The organism is Aestuariivirga sp. (genome assembly GCF_041738905.1).
In the GTDB taxonomy this organism is placed as follows: Bacteria; Pseudomonadota; Alphaproteobacteria; order Rhizobiales; family Aestuariivirgaceae; genus Aestuariivirga.
This window is the reverse complement of sequence record NZ_JBGSOZ010000069.1, coordinates 1-18,473: the sequence shown is the minus strand read 5'-3', so window position 1 is coordinate 18,473 and position 18,473 is coordinate 1. Positions and strand designations below refer to the sequence as shown.

Below are 18,473 nucleotides of genomic sequence, written 5' to 3'. Positions count from 1 at the left end.
CCAATCCTCAAGGCCGCACTTCAAAACCATCGGACCGAGCAGCCAGCCTCCCATGCAGTTGACCGCTTGGCCGATGCTGCATAAGGTTCAACCAGCGACGCCAGCCTTGGCATTTTCAACAGAGTACGGGACATCCCCCAGGCTCGAGATGCGGTGTTTTCCGGTAGCACGGATTTGAGGCAGAACATTTCCACTCAACATGCAATCGGGCAATTATCTGTCAAATGTGGAGCGTCGCGTCGATTGCAAATGACTGGAAACAGATTTTCGCCCGGCCTCTTTGGATGTTGCATCCTTCTGTTGGCTGCCCTTGGCATGGCTGCTGGCTTCGCAATTCCTCGTACCGCCATTGCGCAGGAACAGCAGGTTTCAGGGCCTGAGGCGCAATCCGCACTGTATCCGATACGCACAGACAGTCCTCGCGATACCCTTCTGACGTTTCTGCAGCTGAGCGATCAGATGGAAACCGCTCTGCGAGAGTACACCAGTAACAGCACATTGGCCGGTGCAGAGCGCCTTGCGCAGCTTTCTGACCATATGATCGCGCTGATTGATCTTGATGCCGTGGCCAGTGCCTCGCGCCGGGAGATCGGAATTCTGACGGCTGCCTACTTGATGGATATCTTCGGACGGATCGCACCGCCGGACCCAACCCAGCTCCCAGACATTTCAACACCCGATGGCGATAGAACCTACAGCTACCGAATTGAAGGTACGCCCATTCGGATAAGCCGCGTGAAGACAGGAGGACGAGAAGGCGAATACCTGTTCAGTCCGTCGACTGTGCATGTCGCTCCACGATTCTTTCGAAGTATTGAGAAACTTGTTCTGCGTACCAGCGTGGATACCGAGAGCTACAGCGATCTCTATCCGCATCTCACAGGCCCCCTCATCCCCGCCTGGTTCATGCAAGGCTTGCCTGAGCCGCTTCTTCATCTCTGGCTCGGCACACCGGTCTGGAAGATTCCGGTCATTGCGGCGCTGGCTTTCGCGCTGCTGTTCTTGATTCTGCGTCTACAGCGGTTTCTATCGACGCGGGCGCCTGCGAACCGCATAGGTGCTCTTGCCTGGCGTATGATATTGCCGCTGGCTGCCCTGGGCGCTGTTACCATTGTTGTCCCACTCATTCTGCGAAGCATAAATGTGTCGGGTGACTTCGCCAGAATCATGGACATCGGACAAACAGTTTTGGGTTGTCTGACCTATGCCTGGCTCTTCTGGGTAGGGGTCCGTGCCCTTTTTGAATGGATCATTCTCTCGCCCCGTATTCCAGATGAGGGACTCGACGCAAACCTGTTGCGTCTCGTTTCCGGAATAATTGGTATTATCGGCGTCGCAACGATCCTCGCCTTCGGTGGACAGGAGATTGGCTTGCCGATTCTGAGTGTCCTGGCCGGACTTGGTATTGGCGGCCTCGCAGTGGCATTGGCTCTCCGCCCGACACTCGAGAACCTTGTAGGTGGTGTGATGCTCTACTTTGACCGGCCGGTGCGGGTTGGAGATTTCTGCAGTTTTGGCACGCAAAGAGGGACCGTGGAAGCGATAGGTATACGTTCAACCAAGCTGCGCGCGCTTGATAGAACACTGATCTCGGTTCCCAATGCCCAGTTCGCAGACATGCAAATTGTCAACTGGGCTCAATGTGACCAGCTTTTGATCGATGAAACCATCGGTGTGCGTCTTGAGACCGCGCCGGATCAGTTGCGCTATCTCCTTGTCCGGATCCGCGAAATGCTGCACGCCCATCCGAGGATCGACAGTGACACCATCCGTGTCCGATTTACGGGCTATGGGACGAGCGCTTTCAACATCAATATCCGCATCTATGCAGTAACGCGGGAATGGAACGACTTCTTCGCGATCCGCGAGGATATCTTCCTGCGCATCTATGATGTCATCACGGACTCCGGAACCAAACTCGCGTTCCCATCACAGACACTATACATGGCACGTGATGGCGAGCTTGATGCAAAACGTGGCGAGAGCGCAAAGGAAACGGTCAGGCGGTGGCGCAAGAGCGGAAAACTTCCGTTCCCGCGTTTGACTCGTGATGAAATTGAACGCCTCAAGGGCTCGCTTGACTATCCGCCATTTGGGAGTCCGGAGGCAAGTGGGGAAGACCCCGGGGCTGTCCCTGCCAGTGAACGCCTGTCTGTTGATCAGGAAGAGTCGAAACCGGATGCGGCGGCGGCCACCAGTCACAAGAATCGTTAGTGTGATTGGCACCACATTGGCTGCAAGGGAACAAGCAAGGCAGAGGTTGAGGAAGAACCACTCATCGAACTGCCATTCATTCCGGTTTTTCACTCATTGCCCGAACTTTACTCGCGGCTAACGAAACCGTTAACCTTTGGCGCTATTCTCCGCCCTCTCAGGGGGAGGATGTCTCGTGGCGCAGTCCAGGCTTGGTCAGCAGGATCCGAAGAGCTTCGGCAAGATGATGTGGGTTCTGATCGTCGTGGTCATATCCATCGCTGCCATCCGGGGCGACATCACGCTGGCCTGGTTCGGCATCGGCGCCTGAAACGCTGCGCCGCCCTGACACTCCTTCAACGATAGCCGGCGGCTTGCAGCTCGAAGAGTTCAGCGTAGCGGCCGTTCTGCGCCACCAGCTGCTCGTGGGTGCCCTCGGCATCGACCTTGCCATGTGCCAGCACCAATATCCTGTCGGCCATGCGCACGCTTGAGAAGCGGTGCGAGATGAGGACGGCGGTTTTGCCCGCACTCAGCGCCTTGAATTTCTGAAACACCTCGAACTCAGCGCGCGCATCGAGCGCGGCTGTCGGCTCGTCGAGGATCAGCACCTGCGCGTCTCGCATGTAGGCCCGCGCAATCGCGATCTTCTGCCATTCGCCGCCCGAGAGTTCGACACCATTGCGGAAGCGCTTGCCAATCATCTGGTCATAGCCGCCGGGCAGCCGCGCGATGACCTCGTCGGCCTGCGACTGAGCCGCCGCGCGGGCGATACGGGCGCGGTCGCCCCGTGCCTCGATCCGGCCTGCGGCGATGTTGTCGGCAGCCGTCAGATTGTAACGCACGAAGTCCTGGAAGATGACGCCCATCTGGCCCCTGAGGGCGTCGAGATCATAGTCCTTGAGGTCGTGTCCATCGAGCAGGATGCGGCCTTCATCCGGGTCGTAGAGCCTTGCCAGAAGCTTCACCAGCGTGGTTTTGCCAGCACCATTCTCGCCCACCAGCGCCAGCGTCTCGCCCGCGCGCAACGTGAAGCTGAGGTTGCGCACGGCCCAGCGTTCGGCACCGGGATAGCGGAAGCCCACATCCTCGAACACGAAGCCCTCGCGGATGGGCGAGGGGAAGGGCCGGGGATCGGGCGGCGAGAGGATTTCCGGCGTCACCTTGAAGAAGGAGAACAGGTCGTCGAGATAGAGCGCCTGTGCGGCGGTGGTCGAGAAGCCCGAGAGCAATCCCTCGAACAGTGTGCGGAGCCTCCGGAACGAGCCCGCGAGGAAGGTGAGGTCGCCCACCGTGAAGGCCCCGGTGACGGTGCGCCAGACGATATAGGCATAGGCGAGGTAGTAGCCCACCGTGCCGATGGCCGTGAGAAGCCCGCCCCATGAGGCGCGCCGGACCGCGATGCTGCGGTTGCCGGCATAGAACTCGGCGGCCAGCTGGCGGTAGCGCTCGATGAGGAAGCCGTTGAGGCCGAAGATCTTCACTTCCTTTGCGGTCTCGACGCTCGCCGCCGTCTGCCGCACATAGTCGAGCTCACGCCGCTGCGGGGTACGGGAATAGTCGAGCGAATAGCTCTGCGCGTTGAAATAGGCCTCGCCCAGGAAGGCCGGGACGAGGGCCACGCCCAGCAGCACGATGAGCCATGGCGCATAGACGACGAGGCCCGCACCCAGCGCAATCACGGTCACCGTGTCCTGCGCCTGCCCGAAGAGTTGCGACATCAGCGTCATGCGCCCGCTGGACTGGCGGCGCGCGCGTTCCAACTGGTCCTGGAAGCCCGCGTCCTCGAAATCCTCGAGGTCGAGACTGGCCGCATGTTCCATCAGCCGCACGCTGGTCCGGTTCGTCACCCGTTCCGAAAGCAGGCTGTCCATGAGCGACACCGCGCGGCCGAGGAGATCGGACAGCACGGCGAGGCCGAATTCGGCGGCGAGAAGCAGCAGCACATGGTCGAGCAGCCCGCTCGTCACCCAGTCCCATGGGAGCGCCGGTTTGTCCGGAAGCTGCACCAGCGCCACCACGGCATCGATGATGAGCTTGCCGACATAGAGCGCGCCCACCGGGAGGAGGGCGCGGACCAGCCGGAACAGCAGCGAGGCCGTGGCGAGTCCAGGGCTGGTGCGCCACACCAGCGCCAGGAACGGGCCGATGTTCTTCAGCGTGCCGAGCCGCTCCCGCCAAGTCCGGATCGGCGGCAGCGACGGACCCTCGTCGCGGCTTCCTGTGTAGCGCGGCGCCTTGCGGCCGCCTTCAGTATACTGCCGCGCCAAGGGCTGCTCCCCGTGTGGTGAATTCTTCCAGTTTCAACATGAGGCCCCGTCTGCCAGTGCGGCGCGGAGAAAGTGAGGCGGGCGGCTGGCTCAGGCCGATGGGCCGAGCTTTCCCGCAAGCGCCCGCCGCAGCCCGTGCAACTGGTCCACGAGATTGAGGATGACGCCGACACCCTCGCGGTTGACGCCGAGATCGTGCTGCAGTTCGCGGATGAGCGTGGCGCGGGCGAGATCTGCCTCGCTGAAACGCAACTCCGTGTCGGTGCGCTGGGGCGAGAGCCATTCTTCCGAAATCCACACCTCGAGCGTCGCGTCGTCGAGACGGGCGCGGTAGAGGAAGTCCGTGCGGGTGATCATCATGGCGTGATGTTCCGGCGTGGGTCGTGATCGTTGGGCCAGGTCGTGAGGAAGGTTTCGAGTTCGGTGTCGGGCTTGTCGGGCAGAACCACCTTCAGCGTCACCAGTTCATCGCCATGGCCGCCGCCACGCTTGGGGGCACCCTTGCCCTTGAGACGGAGGACTGTACCGCTGTTGGAGCCCTTGGGCACATTCATCATCACGGCGCCGCTGGGCGTCGGCACCTTCACCTTGGCACCCAGCACGGCTTCCTTGATGGTGACGGGAAGCTCGATCCGGATGTCATCGCCCTCCTGCGTGTAGAAGGGATGCGGAAGAATCGAGATTTCGACCAGCGCGTCTCCGGGCGGGCCGCTGCCACGCGATGGCGCACCCTTACCGCGCAGGCGCAGCACCTGCCCCTCCCTGATGCCGGCGGGAATGGTGACATCGAGCGTGCCGCCGCCCGGCATCGTCAGCCTGCGGGTGGCGCCCGTGAGGGCTTCCGTCAGGTCGACGGCGAGGTGATAATGCAGGTCGGCCCCGGGAGCATTGCGGGCGCGTTCCGCCTGCCGCCTCATGATCTCGGCAAGGAAATCATCGGACTGGGCGAAGTCCGCAAATCCAGATGCATTGTCATAAGGTGAGCTTCGCGCGCTGTCCGAGGCATAGTCGCGGTAGGAGCGCTCGCGAGGACGTTCGGCGCCGCTGGCGTCGATCTCGCCGCTGTCGAACCGGCGGCGTTTCTCGGGGTCCGACAGCAGGTCATAGGCACCGGCAAGTTCCTTGAACTTGGCTTCTGCGGCCTTGTCGCCCGGGTTAAGGTCCGGGTGATGCTTCTTTGCGAGCTTTCGGTAAGCCTTCTGGATCTCGTCCGCTGACGCGCCACGGGCCACACCGATGATCTCATATGGGTCTTTCAAGCCTGCCCTCCGGGATGGTGACGCGCCAGGGGATCGAGCCGTGGCAGATCACCCGCGCTGAGAGGAAACCACATTGGTTCCCCCTTGCGCAAGCCTAGCCCTTGGCCTTGCGCCTGGCGTAGCGCGCATCGCGCAAGGCCTTGCGGGCGGCCTCGTCCACCACCGCCTTGGCCTCTGCGGCCTTCCGCGCCTTCTCGTCCTCGGCCTTCTTGATCTGGGCAGCGGCCCGCTGCTCGGCATGCAGAATGGCTGCAGCCGATTCCGCCTCGATTCGCTGCTGCTCGATCTTGAGCTTCTTCTTGAAGGCGGCAGCGGCATCGCGCTCGGCCTGCGCGGCGTTGCGCGCCTGGATGGCGGCGGCCCGTTCCAGCGCTTCAGGGCTGTCGGGCGCCGGACGCGTCTTGTATTTTTCGAGAAGGCGGGCCTTTGCGGCTTCGGCTTCTTTCCTGCGGTCTGCGAAAGTGTCGGTCTTTTTCATCACCGTGCCATAGCAGGTCGGCGCGCGCCACTCCACAGCGAATGGGCATCGAAGCCAGAAAACACCATGGAAACCGGGCCATGCACTTCAGGCGTGCGAGGTTGCGGGCTTGATCGCTTCTCCGCGATCTGCTCTAGCGGGGTGAGTGGCAGGGCGGTACGCCGGGGAGAAACCAATGTTCGACTTCATCTGGCGGTCGCTGGCGATCGGCATCGGCGGCACGGCGGCGATGGACCTGTGGGCCATCTTCCTGAAGGCCGCGTTTGGAGTGGCGCTGCCCAACTGGGCCATGGTCGGGCGCTGGTTCGCGCACCTGCCGCGCGGCACGGTCTTTCACAAGGACATCGGCAAGACCGAACCGGTGCAGAACGAACTGGCGATCGGCTGGATCGCGCATTATGCCGTAGGGATCGTCTATGGCGGCATTCTGGTACTGGCCGCGGGGCCGGAATGGGTGAAGGCGCCTACTTTCCTGCCTGCTTTCATCCTCGGCATGGTCACCATCGGCGCCGGCTGGTTCCTGCTGCAACCCGGCGTGGGCGCGGGCTGGGCGGCATCGCTGAGGCCCAATCCCTGGACGGTCCGCATGTTCAACATCCTGGCCCACACCGTCTTCGCAGCCGGCATGTTCGGAACGGCGTGGTTGATATCAGCTTACTAGCACCTATGCGGCGCGGTTGAACTCTGTCACAGTCGCGCCGTGCCATCCGGCAGGTGAGTTGCGTCGCCTCAGCGTGCAGAACAACTCCAGGAGGACCTCAGGAATGGCAAGAAAGTCAGTGAAGAAATCAGTGCGGCCAGCGGCGAGAAAGGCTGCCGCCAGAAAGGGCGCGGCCAGAAAGGCGGCGGCAAAAAAGCCCGCGGCTCGCAAGGCTGCCGCGAAGAAACCGGCCGCCCGAAAGGCAGCCGCCAAGAAGGCCGCCCGCAAGGCTGCCCGTGGTGGCGCCAAGCCCATCGCGCTTCACCCGCTCATCGACAAGGGCGTGTTTCGCAGGGCGGGGCCCAAATTCGAGGGCGGCACGCTCAGTTGCAAGTGCGCCACCGATCCCGTGACGGTTTCGGTGGCCTCGCAGAGCGCACACAATCATGCCTGTGGCTGCAGCAAGTGCTGGAAGCCGGAGGGTGCGGTGTTCTCCATCGTCGCGGTGGTGCCGCGCGACAAGGTTGAGGTCACGGCCAACGGGAACAAGCTCAAGGTCGTAGATTCCAACACCACCATCCAGCGCCATGCCTGCAAGGACTGCGGCGTGCACATGTTCGGCCGGATCGAGAATGGCAAGCATGGCTTCTTCGGGCTGGACTTCATCCACACCGAACTCTCGAAACAGAAGGGCTGGTCGCCGCCTGAATTCGCGGCCTTCGTGTCCTCCATCATCGAGACGGGCTTTGACCCATCAAAGATGGATGCGGTGCGCAGGCGGCTCAGGCGTGTGGGGCTGCAGCCCTATGATTGCCTCTCGCCGCCGCTGATGGACTATCTCGCGACCCATGCCGCCAAGCAGTCGGGCGCGCTCAAGGACTGACGAGTCCCGGGACGATGCTTCTTGGAGGCGCATCGTCCCGTTCTCCACCAATCAGTTTCCTTCGACGGTCTCTTTCAGCTTGCCGATACCCAGCACATCGAGGGCGAGCTTCTCGTAGAAGGTCTCGCTGGTGCCTTTCCTGATCTTGCGCAGGAAATACTTCTCGAAGCCGATCTTGGCGCCGTGCACCCATTTGCCCGAAGATGACCAGTTGACGTTGCGCGGCGGAATCTGCGGCTGGGCCACGAATGCAACCCCTGAGTCGCCGAAGTCCGCAAGACACACCGCATTCCACGTCGCCTGATGCCTCGGCTGTTCGCCGCGCAGCAAGAGGCCGATGTTCTGAGCCGTCGCTGTCACCATCGATTCGATCATGAAGCCGGTCTTCGGCACGCCGCACGGAACCGGCGTAGGGCCTGTGGGCGGGATCGCCACGCAGACGCCAACCGCGAAGATGTTGGGGTATTTCGGATTGCGCTGGAACTTGTCGATCAAGGTGAAGCCGCGCGGGTTCGACAGGCCCTCGATACCGCGCATCGGTGCCACGCCGCGGAAGGCGGGCAGCATCATCGCATAGCCGAAAGGCAGTTCCTTCGTGGCCTTCACGCTGCCGTCGTCGGCAATCTCCTCGACCGTCATCTTGCCGGCCTCAGCCTTCTTGACGCGCGCGCTGGTGATCCACTTGATGTGCTTGGAGCGCATCTCGCTTTCAAGCAGTCCCTTGGTGTCGCCCACGCCATCGAGCCCGAGGTGCCCGATATAGGGCTCGGCGGTGACGAAGGTCATCGGCACGCGGTCCCGGATCTTGCGGCGGCGGAGTTCGGTCTCGAGGATGAAGAGGAACTCATAAGCCGGGCCAAAGCACGACGCGCCCTGGACAGCACCCACGATGATGGGACCAGGATTTTTGCAGAATTCCTCGAAGGCTTCGCCCGCTTTCACCGCATGCGACACATGGCAGACGGATTGCGTGAACGCTTCGGGCCCCATGCCCTCGATCTCGTCGAAGGCGAGGTCCGGTCCGGTGGCGTTGATGAGATAGTCGTAATCAACCGATGAACCATCCGCGAGTTCGATGCGGTTGTTCTCAGGCTCGAGCTTCGTCGCGGCCACGGGCTTGAAGGCGATGCCCTTCTTGGCAAGCACTGGCGCGAGATCCACTTCGATGTCGTCGGGCTTCCGCCAGCCGACCGCGATCCACGGGTTCGACGGCACGAAGTGATACTTGGGATCACGGGTGATGACGGTCAGCGTATCGCCGGAGCGCAACTGGTCCTTCATTTCATAGGCCATGATGGTGCCACCGAGTCCGGCACCGAGGACGACGACATGAGCCATGATCATACTCCCATTGTTCTGGCTTCAGGTGGCAGGCACTTGAGGTTCTGTCGGGCGCTTCTTGTAGCGAAGCGCCATGTAGATGGCCGGGATCACCAGCACGGTGAGCAGTGTGGATGAGGCAAGGCCGAAGAGCAGCGAGATGGCGAGGCCCTGGAAGATCGGGTCCGCCAGGATCACGGCAGCGCCGATCATCGCGGCAATCGCGGTCAGCAGGATCGGCTTGAAGCGGATGGCGCCGGCCTTCAACAGCACGTCGCGCAGATCGTCTCCGGGCTCGCTCGAATGCTTCACGAAGTCGACGAGCAGGATCGAGTTCCGCACGATGATACCGGCAAGCGCGATGAAGCCGATCATCGAGGTGGCGGTGAAGGCCGCATCGAACATCCAGTGCCCCACCATGATGCCGATCAGGGTGAGCGGGATGGGCGTGAGGATCACCAGCGGCAGCTTGAACGAGCCGAACTGAGCCACGACAAGAATGTAGATCGCCAGAAGCGCCACAAGGAAGGCGCCGCCCATGTCGCGGAAGGTGACCCACGTCACCTCCCACTCGCCATCCCACAGCAGGATTGACTGTGAATCGTCGATGGGCTGGCCATGAAGCGCGATCTGCGGCTTCTGCAGCCCGGTCCAGTCCATGGCGTCGATGGCCTTGCCAACTTCGATCATGCCGTAGACAGGCGCCTCGAAGGAACCGGCGAGTTCTGCGGTCACCATCTCGGCGGGTTTGCCGTTGTGCCGGAACAGCGGATACGAGGACAATTCGCGCGTCACGCTGACCACGTCACCCAGTTCCACGACGCCCCGTCCGCCGGGAAGCGCATTGGCGGGAACCGGCGTTGAAAGCGACCGCTCGTTGATGATCCGTTCCGACTTGGGCAAGCCCAGCGTGATCGGGATGGGCTGGCGGCCGCCGCCCCGGTGCGAGTAGCCCACCGTGTTTTCGGCATAGAGGCTCTGGAGCGTGTCATAGACGTCGCTTTCCTCGACCTTCTGATATTCGAGATTGTCCTGGTCGATGGCGATGCGGATGCGCAGCATGCGCTGGCCATAGCTGTCGTCGATGTCGACGACGAAGGGCACGCTGGCAAAGGCCTCGCGGACTTTCGCCGCCGTGGCGCGGCGCGTCTCGGCATCGGGCCCATAGATTTCGGCGAGCAATGTTGCAAGCACCGGAGGCCCCGGCGGTGGCTCTACCACTTTCAGCGAAGTGCCTTCGGGCAGCGTGAGCGCCTTTAGCTTCTCGCGGAGTTCAAGTGCCACCTGATGGCTGGTGCGGTCGCGTTCTTCCTTGCCCGCAAGGGTGATCTGCACGTCGCCCAGTTCCGGCGAAGTCCGGATGTAATAGTGCCGCACGAGGCCGTTGAAGTTGAAGGGCGTCGGCTCGCCCGCATAGGTCTGGACAGAATGCACATCCGGGATGGTCAGCGCGAACTGCGCGACCTCGCCCAGCACACGCGCCGTGTCTTCGACCGACGATCCTTCCGGCAAGTCGGCCACCACCTGCAACTCCGACTTGTTGTCGAAGGGCAGCAGCTTCACCGTCACGTCCTTTGTGTAGAACAGGACGAGCGAGCCCAGCGTGGCGACGCCGACGAGAAGCAGGAACACCCAAGACCGCGCGCGCGATTTCAGAATCGGCCGTGCCGCGACGAGATACATGCGCCCGAGGATTCCGCCGTCTGCAGCGCCATGGCTTCCGTGGCCGGCGCTGCCGCCACCGAACTTGAGCATGAGCCAGGGCGTGACGATGACGGCGATGAAGAACGAGAAGATCATCGCGGCCGAGGCAACGGCCGGGATGGGGCTCATGTAGGGGCCCATCAAGCCTGAGACGAAGAGCATGGGAAGCAGCGCCGCGACCACTGTGAGGGTGGCGACGATGGTGGGGTTGCCGACTTCCGCCACAGCGTCGACAGCGGCGGCGGCGCGCGAACGCCCGTCCTTCATGGCCCAGTGCCGCGCGATGTTCTCGATCACCACGATGGCGTCATCGACGAGAATGCCGATCGAGAAGATGAGCGCGAATAGCGACACGCGGTTCAGCGTGTAGCCCATGACGCGGGCCGCGAAGAGCGTGAGCAGGATGGTGGAGGGAATGACGATGGCCACCACCAGCGCCTCGCGCAGGCCGATGGCGACAGCGACGAGGATGACGATGGAAATGGTGGCAAGGCCCAAGTGAAAGAGAAGCTCGTTGGCTTTCTCGTTGGCTGTCTCGCCATAGTTGCGGGTGACTTCGACGACGACATCTTCGGGAACGATGCTGCCCTTGAGCTGCTCCAGCCGTTCGGTGATGCGCTCGGAGATGACCACCGCGTTGGTGCCTGGCCGCTTGGCGAGCGCCAGCGATACGGCAGGCACCGTCACGGTTCCATCGGCGCCGCGCAGGATGTTGGCCGAGCGCACTTCGCGCGAGTCGGTCGAGAGAAGAACCGTGGCCACGTCCCGCACATAGACGGGACGGCCGTCACGCGCGGAGAGCAGGATGTTGGCGATGTCGGAAGGCGATTGCAGCGTCTGGCCGCCCATCAGCGAAATCTGCTTGCCACCGTCGCGCACTTCGCCCGCCTGGAAAGAACGGTTGGCGCCCGCGATCTTGGCGGAGAGCTGTTGCAGCGTGATGCCATAGAGCGAGAGCCGTTCCGGATCGGGCTCGATGCGGATTTCCTCGGGCTGGTTTCCGGTGATGTAGGTGAGGCCGATGTCATCGAGCTTGGCGAGTTCGACCTGAAGTTCGCGCGCGACACGGCTCACGCCGTTGGCATTCCAGTGGCTGGCGGCCTCGGGGCGGGGTGAAAGCGTGAGTACCACGATGGCGACATCGTCAATGCCGCGCCCGACGATCAGTGGTTCCGGGATTCCCCTCGGAATGCGGTCGATGTTGGCGCGAATCTTTTCGTGTACACGCAGGATGGCGGCATCGGGATCGGTGCCAACCAGGAAGCGCGCCGTCACCATCACGTTGTCGTCGCGTGTCTGCGAATAGACATGCTCGACGCTGTCGATGCTCTTGATGATGGTCTCGAGCGGTTCGGTGACCAGTTTCACCGCATCCTCGGCATTGAGCCCATCGGCCCGCACCATGATGTCGACCATCGGCACGGAAATCTGCGGCTCCTCCTCGCGCGGAAGCGTGATGAGGGCGACGAGGCCAACCGCGAATGCGGCAAGCAAAAACAGCGGCGTCAGCGGGGACTGGATGAAGCTGCGCGTCAGGTGGCCGGCAATTCCCAGTTTCATGGCATGACCACGCTGTCGCTTGCAGCAAGCCCGGAGAGAATTTCGACCAGCGCAGTTCCGCCGTCATCGAAGCGGGCACCGATGATGACCGGAACATCCACTTCACCTGCCGCAGATGCGACGCGCACATAATCGATGCCGTAGCGGTTCACGACCGCCGTTTCCGGAATGGACATGATCTTGCGCGTGGCCACGGGAATCCAGACGCGGGTCCGCTCGCCCACGAAGAAATCTCCGAGGCCTTCGACCTCGACGTCGGCGAGAACCCGCCCGCCATCGATCTCGGGATAGACCTTGGCGACCTTGCCGGTGCCGAGAGCGCCGCGATCTGCGAGGTCGGTCATGCCGCGGCTGCCGACAACGACGTTATCGCCCACCTTGATGTGGGCGGCATGGCGCTCCGGCAGCGATAGCCGGAGGAAATAGCCGCCGCCTGCGATGCGGGCCACGGTTTCGCCCGGCATGATCACGGAACCCTTGGTGACGGGAACGCTCAGGATGCGGCCGGGCGCGGGGGCGAGAACATTGCCCTCGGTCTGCTGCTGCTCGAGAACGGAGCGGTCCGCCTGAGCCGCCACGATCTGGTTGGTAAGGATATCAACCTGCGTCTGTGCCTGGTCGACCCGGCTCCTGGGCGCAACGCCGCTCTGAAGCAGTTTCCTTGCGCGGTCGAGTTCGACCTGGGCATTGGCGAGTTCAGCGTCGAGAGCCTTGATCCGGGCATCGATGGCCGCGAGTTGCAGGGCGAGCTTGTCGTCAACCACGAGGGCGACGATGTCACCGGCCTTGACGGCGGAGCCTTCCTCAACAGCGAGCGAAACGATGGTGCCGCCGATGCGGGCACGGGCGGGAACCACGTCGCGGCTCTCGACTTGTCCGAAAACCGCCTTGAGGTCCGGCCGTTCGACGATTCTCACGGCAGTTTCCGCCGCCGAAGCCGAAAGAGGCGTTGCAAGGCAGAGGCTTCCCGCCAGCGCCAGCGCGCTGCCGAAAGTGGCGATCCGTTTCAGCCGGTGCATGGCCAGAGTCCCCTATGTGAGCTGTCAGTCCGTATATTCAGATATGCTAATATAAGAAAATTCTCAAGTATTGAATCGATCAGAAAGTGCAAAAGATTGACCGGAGCATCTTGCGCCCCGGCCAAGCCTCAGCGGAAGGCCTCGCCGCAGCGCAGGCCCATCATCTTGAAAATCCTCGCTGCCGGGCAGAACCCCGTGAAGGCGGCCTGCAGCAGATTGAGGCCCACAAAGGCGGTCAGCAGCCAGAACATGGGGGAGACATAGAAGGTGAGAAGAAGCGAGAGCAGGATCATCACTCCGGCAAAGGCCATCACGGCGCGATCGACATTCATGGGAAACTCCTGAGTGTTGGTGTTGATGGGTGAAATCTAGTCGGTGTTTTCAGTGTCGCACTTGATCTGAATCAATTCAATTAGAAAATGCTAATATATACTTTTTGCGGCCTGATCCGGCCGGTGGCGCGTCTCGCGCCGTGGTTGTGGGTCAAGGCCGTCATGAATACTCAAGCAAGGAGAACTCTCATGAAGCATATCATTCGAGCAGCAGCGGTTGCCGCAATGTTGGTGGCCTCCGTTGGCGTCGCTCTGGCGGACGACAACAACAGCTGGGGCTGGGGTTGGGGCCACGGTTCCGGTCGAGGCGGCATGATGGGAAATCCGGGTTTCATGGGCCGGATGGCGACCATCGACAATGACGGCGACGGGATGATCAGCGACGACGAGGCCGCAGCCCAGGTCGAGGCCGTGTTTCTCGCCATGGACAGCGATGACGACGGCGAACTGACCGAGGAAGAATACATGACGGTCCGCATGGGGTCCGGCGAGGGCCGCAACCCTTCGCGCAAGGCGCAGATGCAGGAACGCAAGAAGGCCCGGTTCACGGAAATGGACACCGGCAAGAACGGAAAGGTCTCCAAGGCCGAGTTCATTGGTGGTGGCAAGGCCCGTTTCGAGGCGGCCGATACCGACAAGGACGGCAAGGTCACGCCTTGGGAGTTCCGCGCCCAGCACTGGCGCTAGCGCATTGGGCGAGCAAGTGGAATCACTTGCGAAGTGGGAAATGAGCCAGCTTCATGCTTTCGAGCAACTTGTCGGCGGTCAGTTGACCGCCGGCGGCTCTCGCGCAGGCCTGACAGTGTCCGTGAGGCGCTGGTTCAGTCGATCAGGTCGAAGCCGAAGCGGTAGCTGATGCCTGCGCCGACATAATACTGGTCTTCGCTGCCCTCCTTCACGATGGGGCTGTCGGCGGCATCGCCAACGAGCCGGTCCCACCCGGCGCGGACGTGGAAGGTCGTATTGTCGGTGATCCCGTAGCTCGCCGTCGCGGCCACGCCCAGCCGGTTGAAGCCCGGATTGGCGTCAAACTCGTCGAGGATGGAACCCGGCACCGCAGCTTCCTTGGCGCTGACCCCGAAATAGGTCTTCATGTAGTCGGCCGAGCCCCATGAGGCGCGCGGGCCGACCATGAGCTGCAGGTCCTCGGTGGGATTGGCGATGAAATCCACGCCGAAGTCGGCAACCTGTCCCGAATACCCGTTGAAGCCCTGGCGGACCTCCACGAAGCCGCGGATCCAGTCATAGCGGTAGGCCATGCCGATGCCGAGTTCGAGCGCCCAGTCGACGTCATCGGTGCCCTTGATCTCGTTCGAATCGGATGATTCGCGCTTCCCGTTGAAGCCGAAGGATGGATAGACGCTGAACTTCCTGAGCGGCGCGTCGCTATCGATCATGTCACCAATGCCGGGAATGAAGAACCGGCCGACCGAAATCAGCGGAAACGGAACCGCAATCATCTCGTCGGCGCCCGGATACTTGGGCTGGTACATGAGCCCTGCGCCGAGATCGAGGACATATTGCTTGGTCGAGAGATCATCCTCCGCCATGGCCGGGGCAACGACGGTCAGCAGCAGGGCAGCGGCGGAAATGGTTCTCAGTGCGAAAGTCATATGTCTCAATCGTTTGTGTTTCGGGGAAGAGGATAGACGATTTGGGTTAATACGTCAGCACTGATTTGCGGATCGGTGGTTGAGCAACTGTTAATCCTCAGGCGAGCCCAAGGGCAGAATCGGTGGGCGAGGCGCCCCACTTGTCGCGCGGCGGCCAGGGCCGCTTCGACCAGTGCGGCTCCATGACGAAGCTCGACCGCGTGCGGCCCTCGGGCAGGGCACCGTTGCCCTTGCCGTAGGCATAGTCGTGGTAGAGCTTCACGATCTCCTCCTGGCTCACCTGCCGGGCGGCTGGATGGGCCAGGCACGCGTCATGCCATCGCTTCACACGGGGCAGCGAGGACGGAATCTCGTAACCCTCGTAATAGTCGAGGAACCAGAAGCGGGCGAACATCGGCGTGAACACGCATTCGGTCAGCCCCGGCTTGTCGAACAGGAAGGTGCCATCGGGCGACTGCCAGTTGAGGAAATCGTCGAGCTTCGCATATTGCGCCGTCATCGTATCGGCGAAAGCCTGCCGCTTCTCCGGGTCGCGGTTCATCACGAAGGCATAGCCCGCATTGGTGAAGCCGCCTTCCATTGCGATCATCATGTTCTCGACGGCGCGCCTGTAGGGATCGGCCTGTGCGACAGGCGTTTCGGGATAGCGGTCCTCCAGATAGCGGAGGATGACGAGGCTCTCCTTGATGATCCGGCCATCCTCCAGTTCGAGCACGGGCAGCGCTGTCGTGCCACGTGTCTTGGCAAGCAGGGCCGGGTCGCGCGGTTTGGTGATGTCGACCATCCGGAAGGTGATCGCGTCCCGCATGTTCTTCAGGTCGAGGAGGATTTCCAGCCGCTGCGAGAAGGGGCAAACGGGGATGTGATACATGATGGGCTTGGGCATGCGGGCTTTCTCAGGCGATGGACTTGTTATCGAGATAATCCTGGTCGAGGCTGGGCAGCGGCTCGCCGCGCAAGGTCGCCTCGAAGGCGCGCAGGCGCTTGTAGATCGACATGAACTCGACGATCGAGGGCCACGACTTCACCAAATACTGCATCGAGTCGCGCACTTCGCCGAAGGAGGCGCGCACCTGCTGGAAGACGCCGAAGGTGATGGCGCCCGCCGCGATGGCCGGCACCAGCACGAAGAAGGGAAGCAACAGGTCGGCCTGCAGGTAGCCGTAGCGGACGACATTGAAATAGAGATAGTTGAAGTAGAGCCGGAAATAATTCCGGCGGACGCCTGTGAACAGTTCACGAAGCGTTCGCGGCGTGGCGCGGTTGGGATCGTCCTCGCCATAGACGAGCTCCTTGCGGTAGGCCGCCTCCACGCGCTGGTTCTGGAATTCGAGGCCGGGAAGCCTGATGCCGACGATGGCAAGCAGCGCCGTTCCGAACAGCGCCCAGACAAGCGACACGACCACCAGCGAATAGGGAATGTGCCCGATGATCGGCAATTCCGGGATCCTGTTCGACAATCCGGCGAGGATCGGCAGGAACGCGATGAGCGTCATCACCGCGCTGACGAGGCTGGTACCAAGGTCCTCGAAGGTACGGGCAAAGCGCATCGTGTCTTCCTGCACGCGCTGGGCGGCGCCCTCGATGCCGCGGAGCTGTGCCCAGCGCTCCCCGTAATAGTCGTTCATGGCGGTGCGCCAGCGGAACACATAGTGGCTGGTGAAGTAGGCATTCAGCACCGCGACCGTGATGTAGGTGAGCAAGACACCCGTGATGTCGGCAAGGCCCTTGTAGAGATCGGCGGCCGGAACCGTGCCCTTGCTGCTGGGGTCAAGCGCCTTCTGGATCAGGTCGAAATAGGTGCCGTACCAGTCGTTGATGGTGACGCTCACCTCGACCATGAAATAGAGGACGAAGATGATGAGCGCGGAGCCCAGCACCGACCAGTTGAACCAGGGGTGAGGCGCGATGATCCGCCACGCGGCGGCAAACAGCCCGACGGTTGCTCCGAAGTAGAGGAAGAACCACAGGAATGGCTTGGAAAAGAACCGCGTGACCCCCACGATGGGAGCGGTGTCCGGCGGCGGGTTTTCGAGACCGATGATGCCGCCCGCATTCTTCGCCACGAAGAACCAGAACAGCACGGCAACGAGCGACCACGCCGCTGCGGACCAGAAGAACAGGCGCGGGGCCGGGAAGAATGAAACAAACATCGGGGCTCTTTCGTGAACGGCCAAGAAACGACAAGGACGATTAGTCAGTTAGATCGCCTTCCGCAACGGACGCAAATGAACTCCGGTTCACCATCGTGGCACTGGAATGTGTTATTGAGGGCGCCATCAATGCAGGGCCGCCCCCAGATGGCAAGCGCAGGGGCACCGGCGGCAAATGGTTGGAATGCCGGAAATGGAAACATGGCCCGCGCCTCCGGGGCGCTGGCCTTGAGCTATCATGACCGTCGGAGGTGTGAACCCGCAGAACACGGCCTGCCCGTTGCCTTGCGCAAAGCAGGTGAATCCTGTCCGACGGCCCGGTGTTGCCCGGCTATTCGGCGGCGTGAAGCCGGCGCGCTGGTGCGGGGGGAGTCGCACCCGACATTGTTTCCAGCTCTGATTTCATCCGCGAGAGGTTGCTCTCATTGCGCTGGCGGTCTGTCTCGGTTTCCGAAATGATCGCCGCGAAGACCTCGTTGATGAGCTCCTTCTGCTGAGTAGCCCATTTCTCGACCCGGCGGAGATCCTCGTCGCGCTTGTGATGAAGTTCGTTTGAGCGCGCCTCGAGAACGTCGCGCATCATCAGCCGGTCGGACAGCAGGATGTCGGCCTCTTGCCGGAGCTTGGTGAGAAGGTCTTCGCTGAGAGTTACGATGCTGAACATGAATCCATCCCTGAAAATGTGAACCTTGATGCCGTGGCAAGTTGCCTGTTAGATACCTCCAACTGTAACCAATTTTGCACAGTACACGGATCAATGCCAGTTTCAGGCGTCGCGTTAGTGAACGGTTAAGGTTAGCGGCCAGGGCCACGGGGCGGCCTCAAGCGGCTGGAACACAAGAAAAAAGCAGGAAAAAATGAGGCCGGAACTGAAATCCGCGGTGGAGCGGGAACTGGCGCGGAAGCCCGGAACCGCCATGAGATCGGGCGCATCCAGCCTCTCGGCGCACTATCGCAGCGGCGGACGCAGCGACGGCTCGATCGATCTCTCGGCCTATCTTGCGGTGCGTCTGCCGGCCACTTTCGCAGCGGTGCGGGCGGCCCTCGAA

At 62.1% G+C, this 18,473-nt stretch carries 17 protein-coding genes and 1 pseudogene; 6 read left to right on the top strand and 12 right to left on the bottom strand.

Annotated elements, in window-relative coordinates; all coding sequences use genetic code 11:
- Positions 1-315 precede the first annotated feature (315 nt).
- Together ACEW8Q_RS05540 and ACEW8Q_RS05535 are read left to right on the top strand one after the other, a co-directional pair.
- The gene (locus ACEW8Q_RS05540; RefSeq protein ID WP_373503057.1) at positions 316-2,214 is read left to right on the top strand and encodes a mechanosensitive ion channel family protein; all 1,899 of its coding nucleotides are present in this window, start codon (positions 316-318) and stop codon (positions 2,212-2,214) included.
- Positions 2,215-2,389: 175 nt separating this feature from the next.
- Positions 2,390-2,524 (top strand): hypothetical protein, encoded by a 135-nt coding sequence (locus ACEW8Q_RS05535; protein ID WP_373503056.1) that lies wholly within the window; start codon positions 2,390-2,392, stop codon positions 2,522-2,524.
- A 25-nt stretch (positions 2,525-2,549) separates the two neighbouring features.
- Here ACEW8Q_RS05535 and ACEW8Q_RS05530 read toward each other — a convergent pair whose 3' ends face one another.
- The 4 genes from ACEW8Q_RS05530 to ACEW8Q_RS05515 all read right to left on the bottom strand — a co-directional run bounded on the left by ACEW8Q_RS05530 (position 2,550) and on the right by ACEW8Q_RS05515 (position 6,200).
- Positions 2,550-4,391: an ABC transporter ATP-binding protein gene (locus tag ACEW8Q_RS05530; protein WP_373503059.1), complete on the bottom strand. Its 1,842-nt coding sequence runs from the start codon at positions 4,389-4,391 to the stop codon at positions 2,550-2,552.
- A gap of 162 nt (positions 4,392-4,553) precedes the next feature.
- Positions 4,554-4,823, bottom strand: a complete 270-nt coding sequence (locus tag ACEW8Q_RS05525; RefSeq protein WP_373503055.1) for a chaperone modulator CbpM — start codon at positions 4,821-4,823, stop codon at positions 4,554-4,556.
- Positions 4,820-5,722 carry a DnaJ C-terminal domain-containing protein gene (locus tag ACEW8Q_RS05520; RefSeq protein ID WP_373503054.1) on the bottom strand — a complete coding sequence of 301 codons (903 nt, stop codon included), beginning with the start codon at positions 5,720-5,722 and terminating at the stop codon, positions 4,820-4,822. Before ACEW8Q_RS05520 ends, ACEW8Q_RS05525 begins: the two co-directional genes overlap by 4 nt.
- A gap of 94 nt (positions 5,723-5,816) precedes the next feature.
- Complete coding sequence (locus ACEW8Q_RS05515; protein WP_373503053.1) at positions 5,817-6,200, bottom strand: DUF6481 family protein; 384 nt, start codon at positions 6,198-6,200, stop codon at positions 5,817-5,819.
- A 175-nt stretch (positions 6,201-6,375) separates the two neighbouring features.
- On the opposite strand from ACEW8Q_RS05515, the gene ACEW8Q_RS05510 reads away from it, so the two are divergent.
- Both ACEW8Q_RS05510 and gfa read left to right on the top strand, forming a co-directional pair.
- Positions 6,376-6,861, top strand: a complete 486-nt coding sequence (locus ACEW8Q_RS05510) for a DUF2938 domain-containing protein (protein ID WP_373503052.1) — start codon at positions 6,376-6,378, stop codon at positions 6,859-6,861.
- 292 nt (positions 6,862-7,153) lie between these two features.
- Positions 7,154-7,723: an S-(hydroxymethyl)glutathione synthase gene (gene gfa, locus ACEW8Q_RS05505; RefSeq protein WP_373503058.1), complete on the top strand. Its 570-nt coding sequence runs from the start codon at positions 7,154-7,156 to the stop codon at positions 7,721-7,723.
- 51 nt (positions 7,724-7,774) lie between these two features.
- On the opposite strand, the gene ACEW8Q_RS05500 is transcribed toward gfa, so the two are convergent.
- The 4 genes from ACEW8Q_RS05500 to ACEW8Q_RS05485 form a co-directional block, all read right to left on the bottom strand.
- Entirely contained in the window at positions 7,775-9,061 is a 1,287-nt protein-coding gene (locus tag ACEW8Q_RS05500) for an NAD(P)/FAD-dependent oxidoreductase (RefSeq protein ID WP_373503051.1), read from the bottom strand.
- A gap of 24 nt (positions 9,062-9,085) precedes the next feature.
- Positions 9,086-12,307, bottom strand: a complete 3,222-nt coding sequence (locus tag ACEW8Q_RS05495) for an efflux RND transporter permease subunit (protein WP_373503050.1) — start codon at positions 12,305-12,307, stop codon at positions 9,086-9,088.
- Complete coding sequence (locus tag ACEW8Q_RS05490; RefSeq protein WP_373503049.1) at positions 12,304-13,326, bottom strand: efflux RND transporter periplasmic adaptor subunit; 1,023 nt, start codon at positions 13,324-13,326, stop codon at positions 12,304-12,306. Before ACEW8Q_RS05490 ends, ACEW8Q_RS05495 begins: the two co-directional genes overlap by 4 nt.
- 128 nt (positions 13,327-13,454) lie before the next feature.
- Positions 13,455-13,658, bottom strand: a complete 204-nt coding sequence (locus ACEW8Q_RS05485) for a DUF2892 domain-containing protein (RefSeq protein ID WP_373503048.1) — start codon at positions 13,656-13,658, stop codon at positions 13,455-13,457.
- A 189-nt stretch (positions 13,659-13,847) separates the two neighbouring features.
- Between ACEW8Q_RS05485 and ACEW8Q_RS05480 the strand changes: the two genes are divergently transcribed.
- The gene (locus ACEW8Q_RS05480) at positions 13,848-14,345 is read left to right on the top strand and encodes an EF-hand domain-containing protein (protein ID WP_373503047.1); all 498 of its coding nucleotides are present in this window, start codon (positions 13,848-13,850) and stop codon (positions 14,343-14,345) included.
- 134 nt (positions 14,346-14,479) lie between these two features.
- On the opposite strand, the gene ACEW8Q_RS05475 is transcribed toward ACEW8Q_RS05480, so the two are convergent.
- From ACEW8Q_RS05475 to ACEW8Q_RS05460, 4 genes are all read right to left on the bottom strand, one after another.
- Entirely contained in the window at positions 14,480-15,271 is a 792-nt protein-coding gene (locus ACEW8Q_RS05475) for a MipA/OmpV family protein (protein WP_373503046.1), read from the bottom strand.
- A gap of 97 nt (positions 15,272-15,368) precedes the next feature.
- Positions 15,369-16,157: a glutathione S-transferase family protein gene (locus ACEW8Q_RS05470; protein WP_373503045.1), complete on the bottom strand. Its 789-nt coding sequence runs from the start codon at positions 16,155-16,157 to the stop codon at positions 15,369-15,371.
- A 10-nt stretch (positions 16,158-16,167) separates the two neighbouring features.
- The gene (gene sbmA, locus ACEW8Q_RS05465; RefSeq protein ID WP_373503044.1) at positions 16,168-17,424 is read right to left on the bottom strand and encodes a peptide antibiotic transporter SbmA; all 1,257 of its coding nucleotides are present in this window, start codon (positions 17,422-17,424) and stop codon (positions 16,168-16,170) included.
- A gap of 331 nt (positions 17,425-17,755) precedes the next feature.
- Positions 17,756-18,088: a hypothetical protein gene (locus ACEW8Q_RS05460; protein WP_373503043.1), complete on the bottom strand. Its 333-nt coding sequence runs from the start codon at positions 18,086-18,088 to the stop codon at positions 17,756-17,758.
- A gap of 193 nt (positions 18,089-18,281) precedes the next feature.
- Here ACEW8Q_RS05460 and ACEW8Q_RS05455 point away from each other — a divergent pair.
- Positions 18,282-18,473, top strand: a pseudogene (locus ACEW8Q_RS05455) (methyltransferase type 11); the annotation flags it as partial.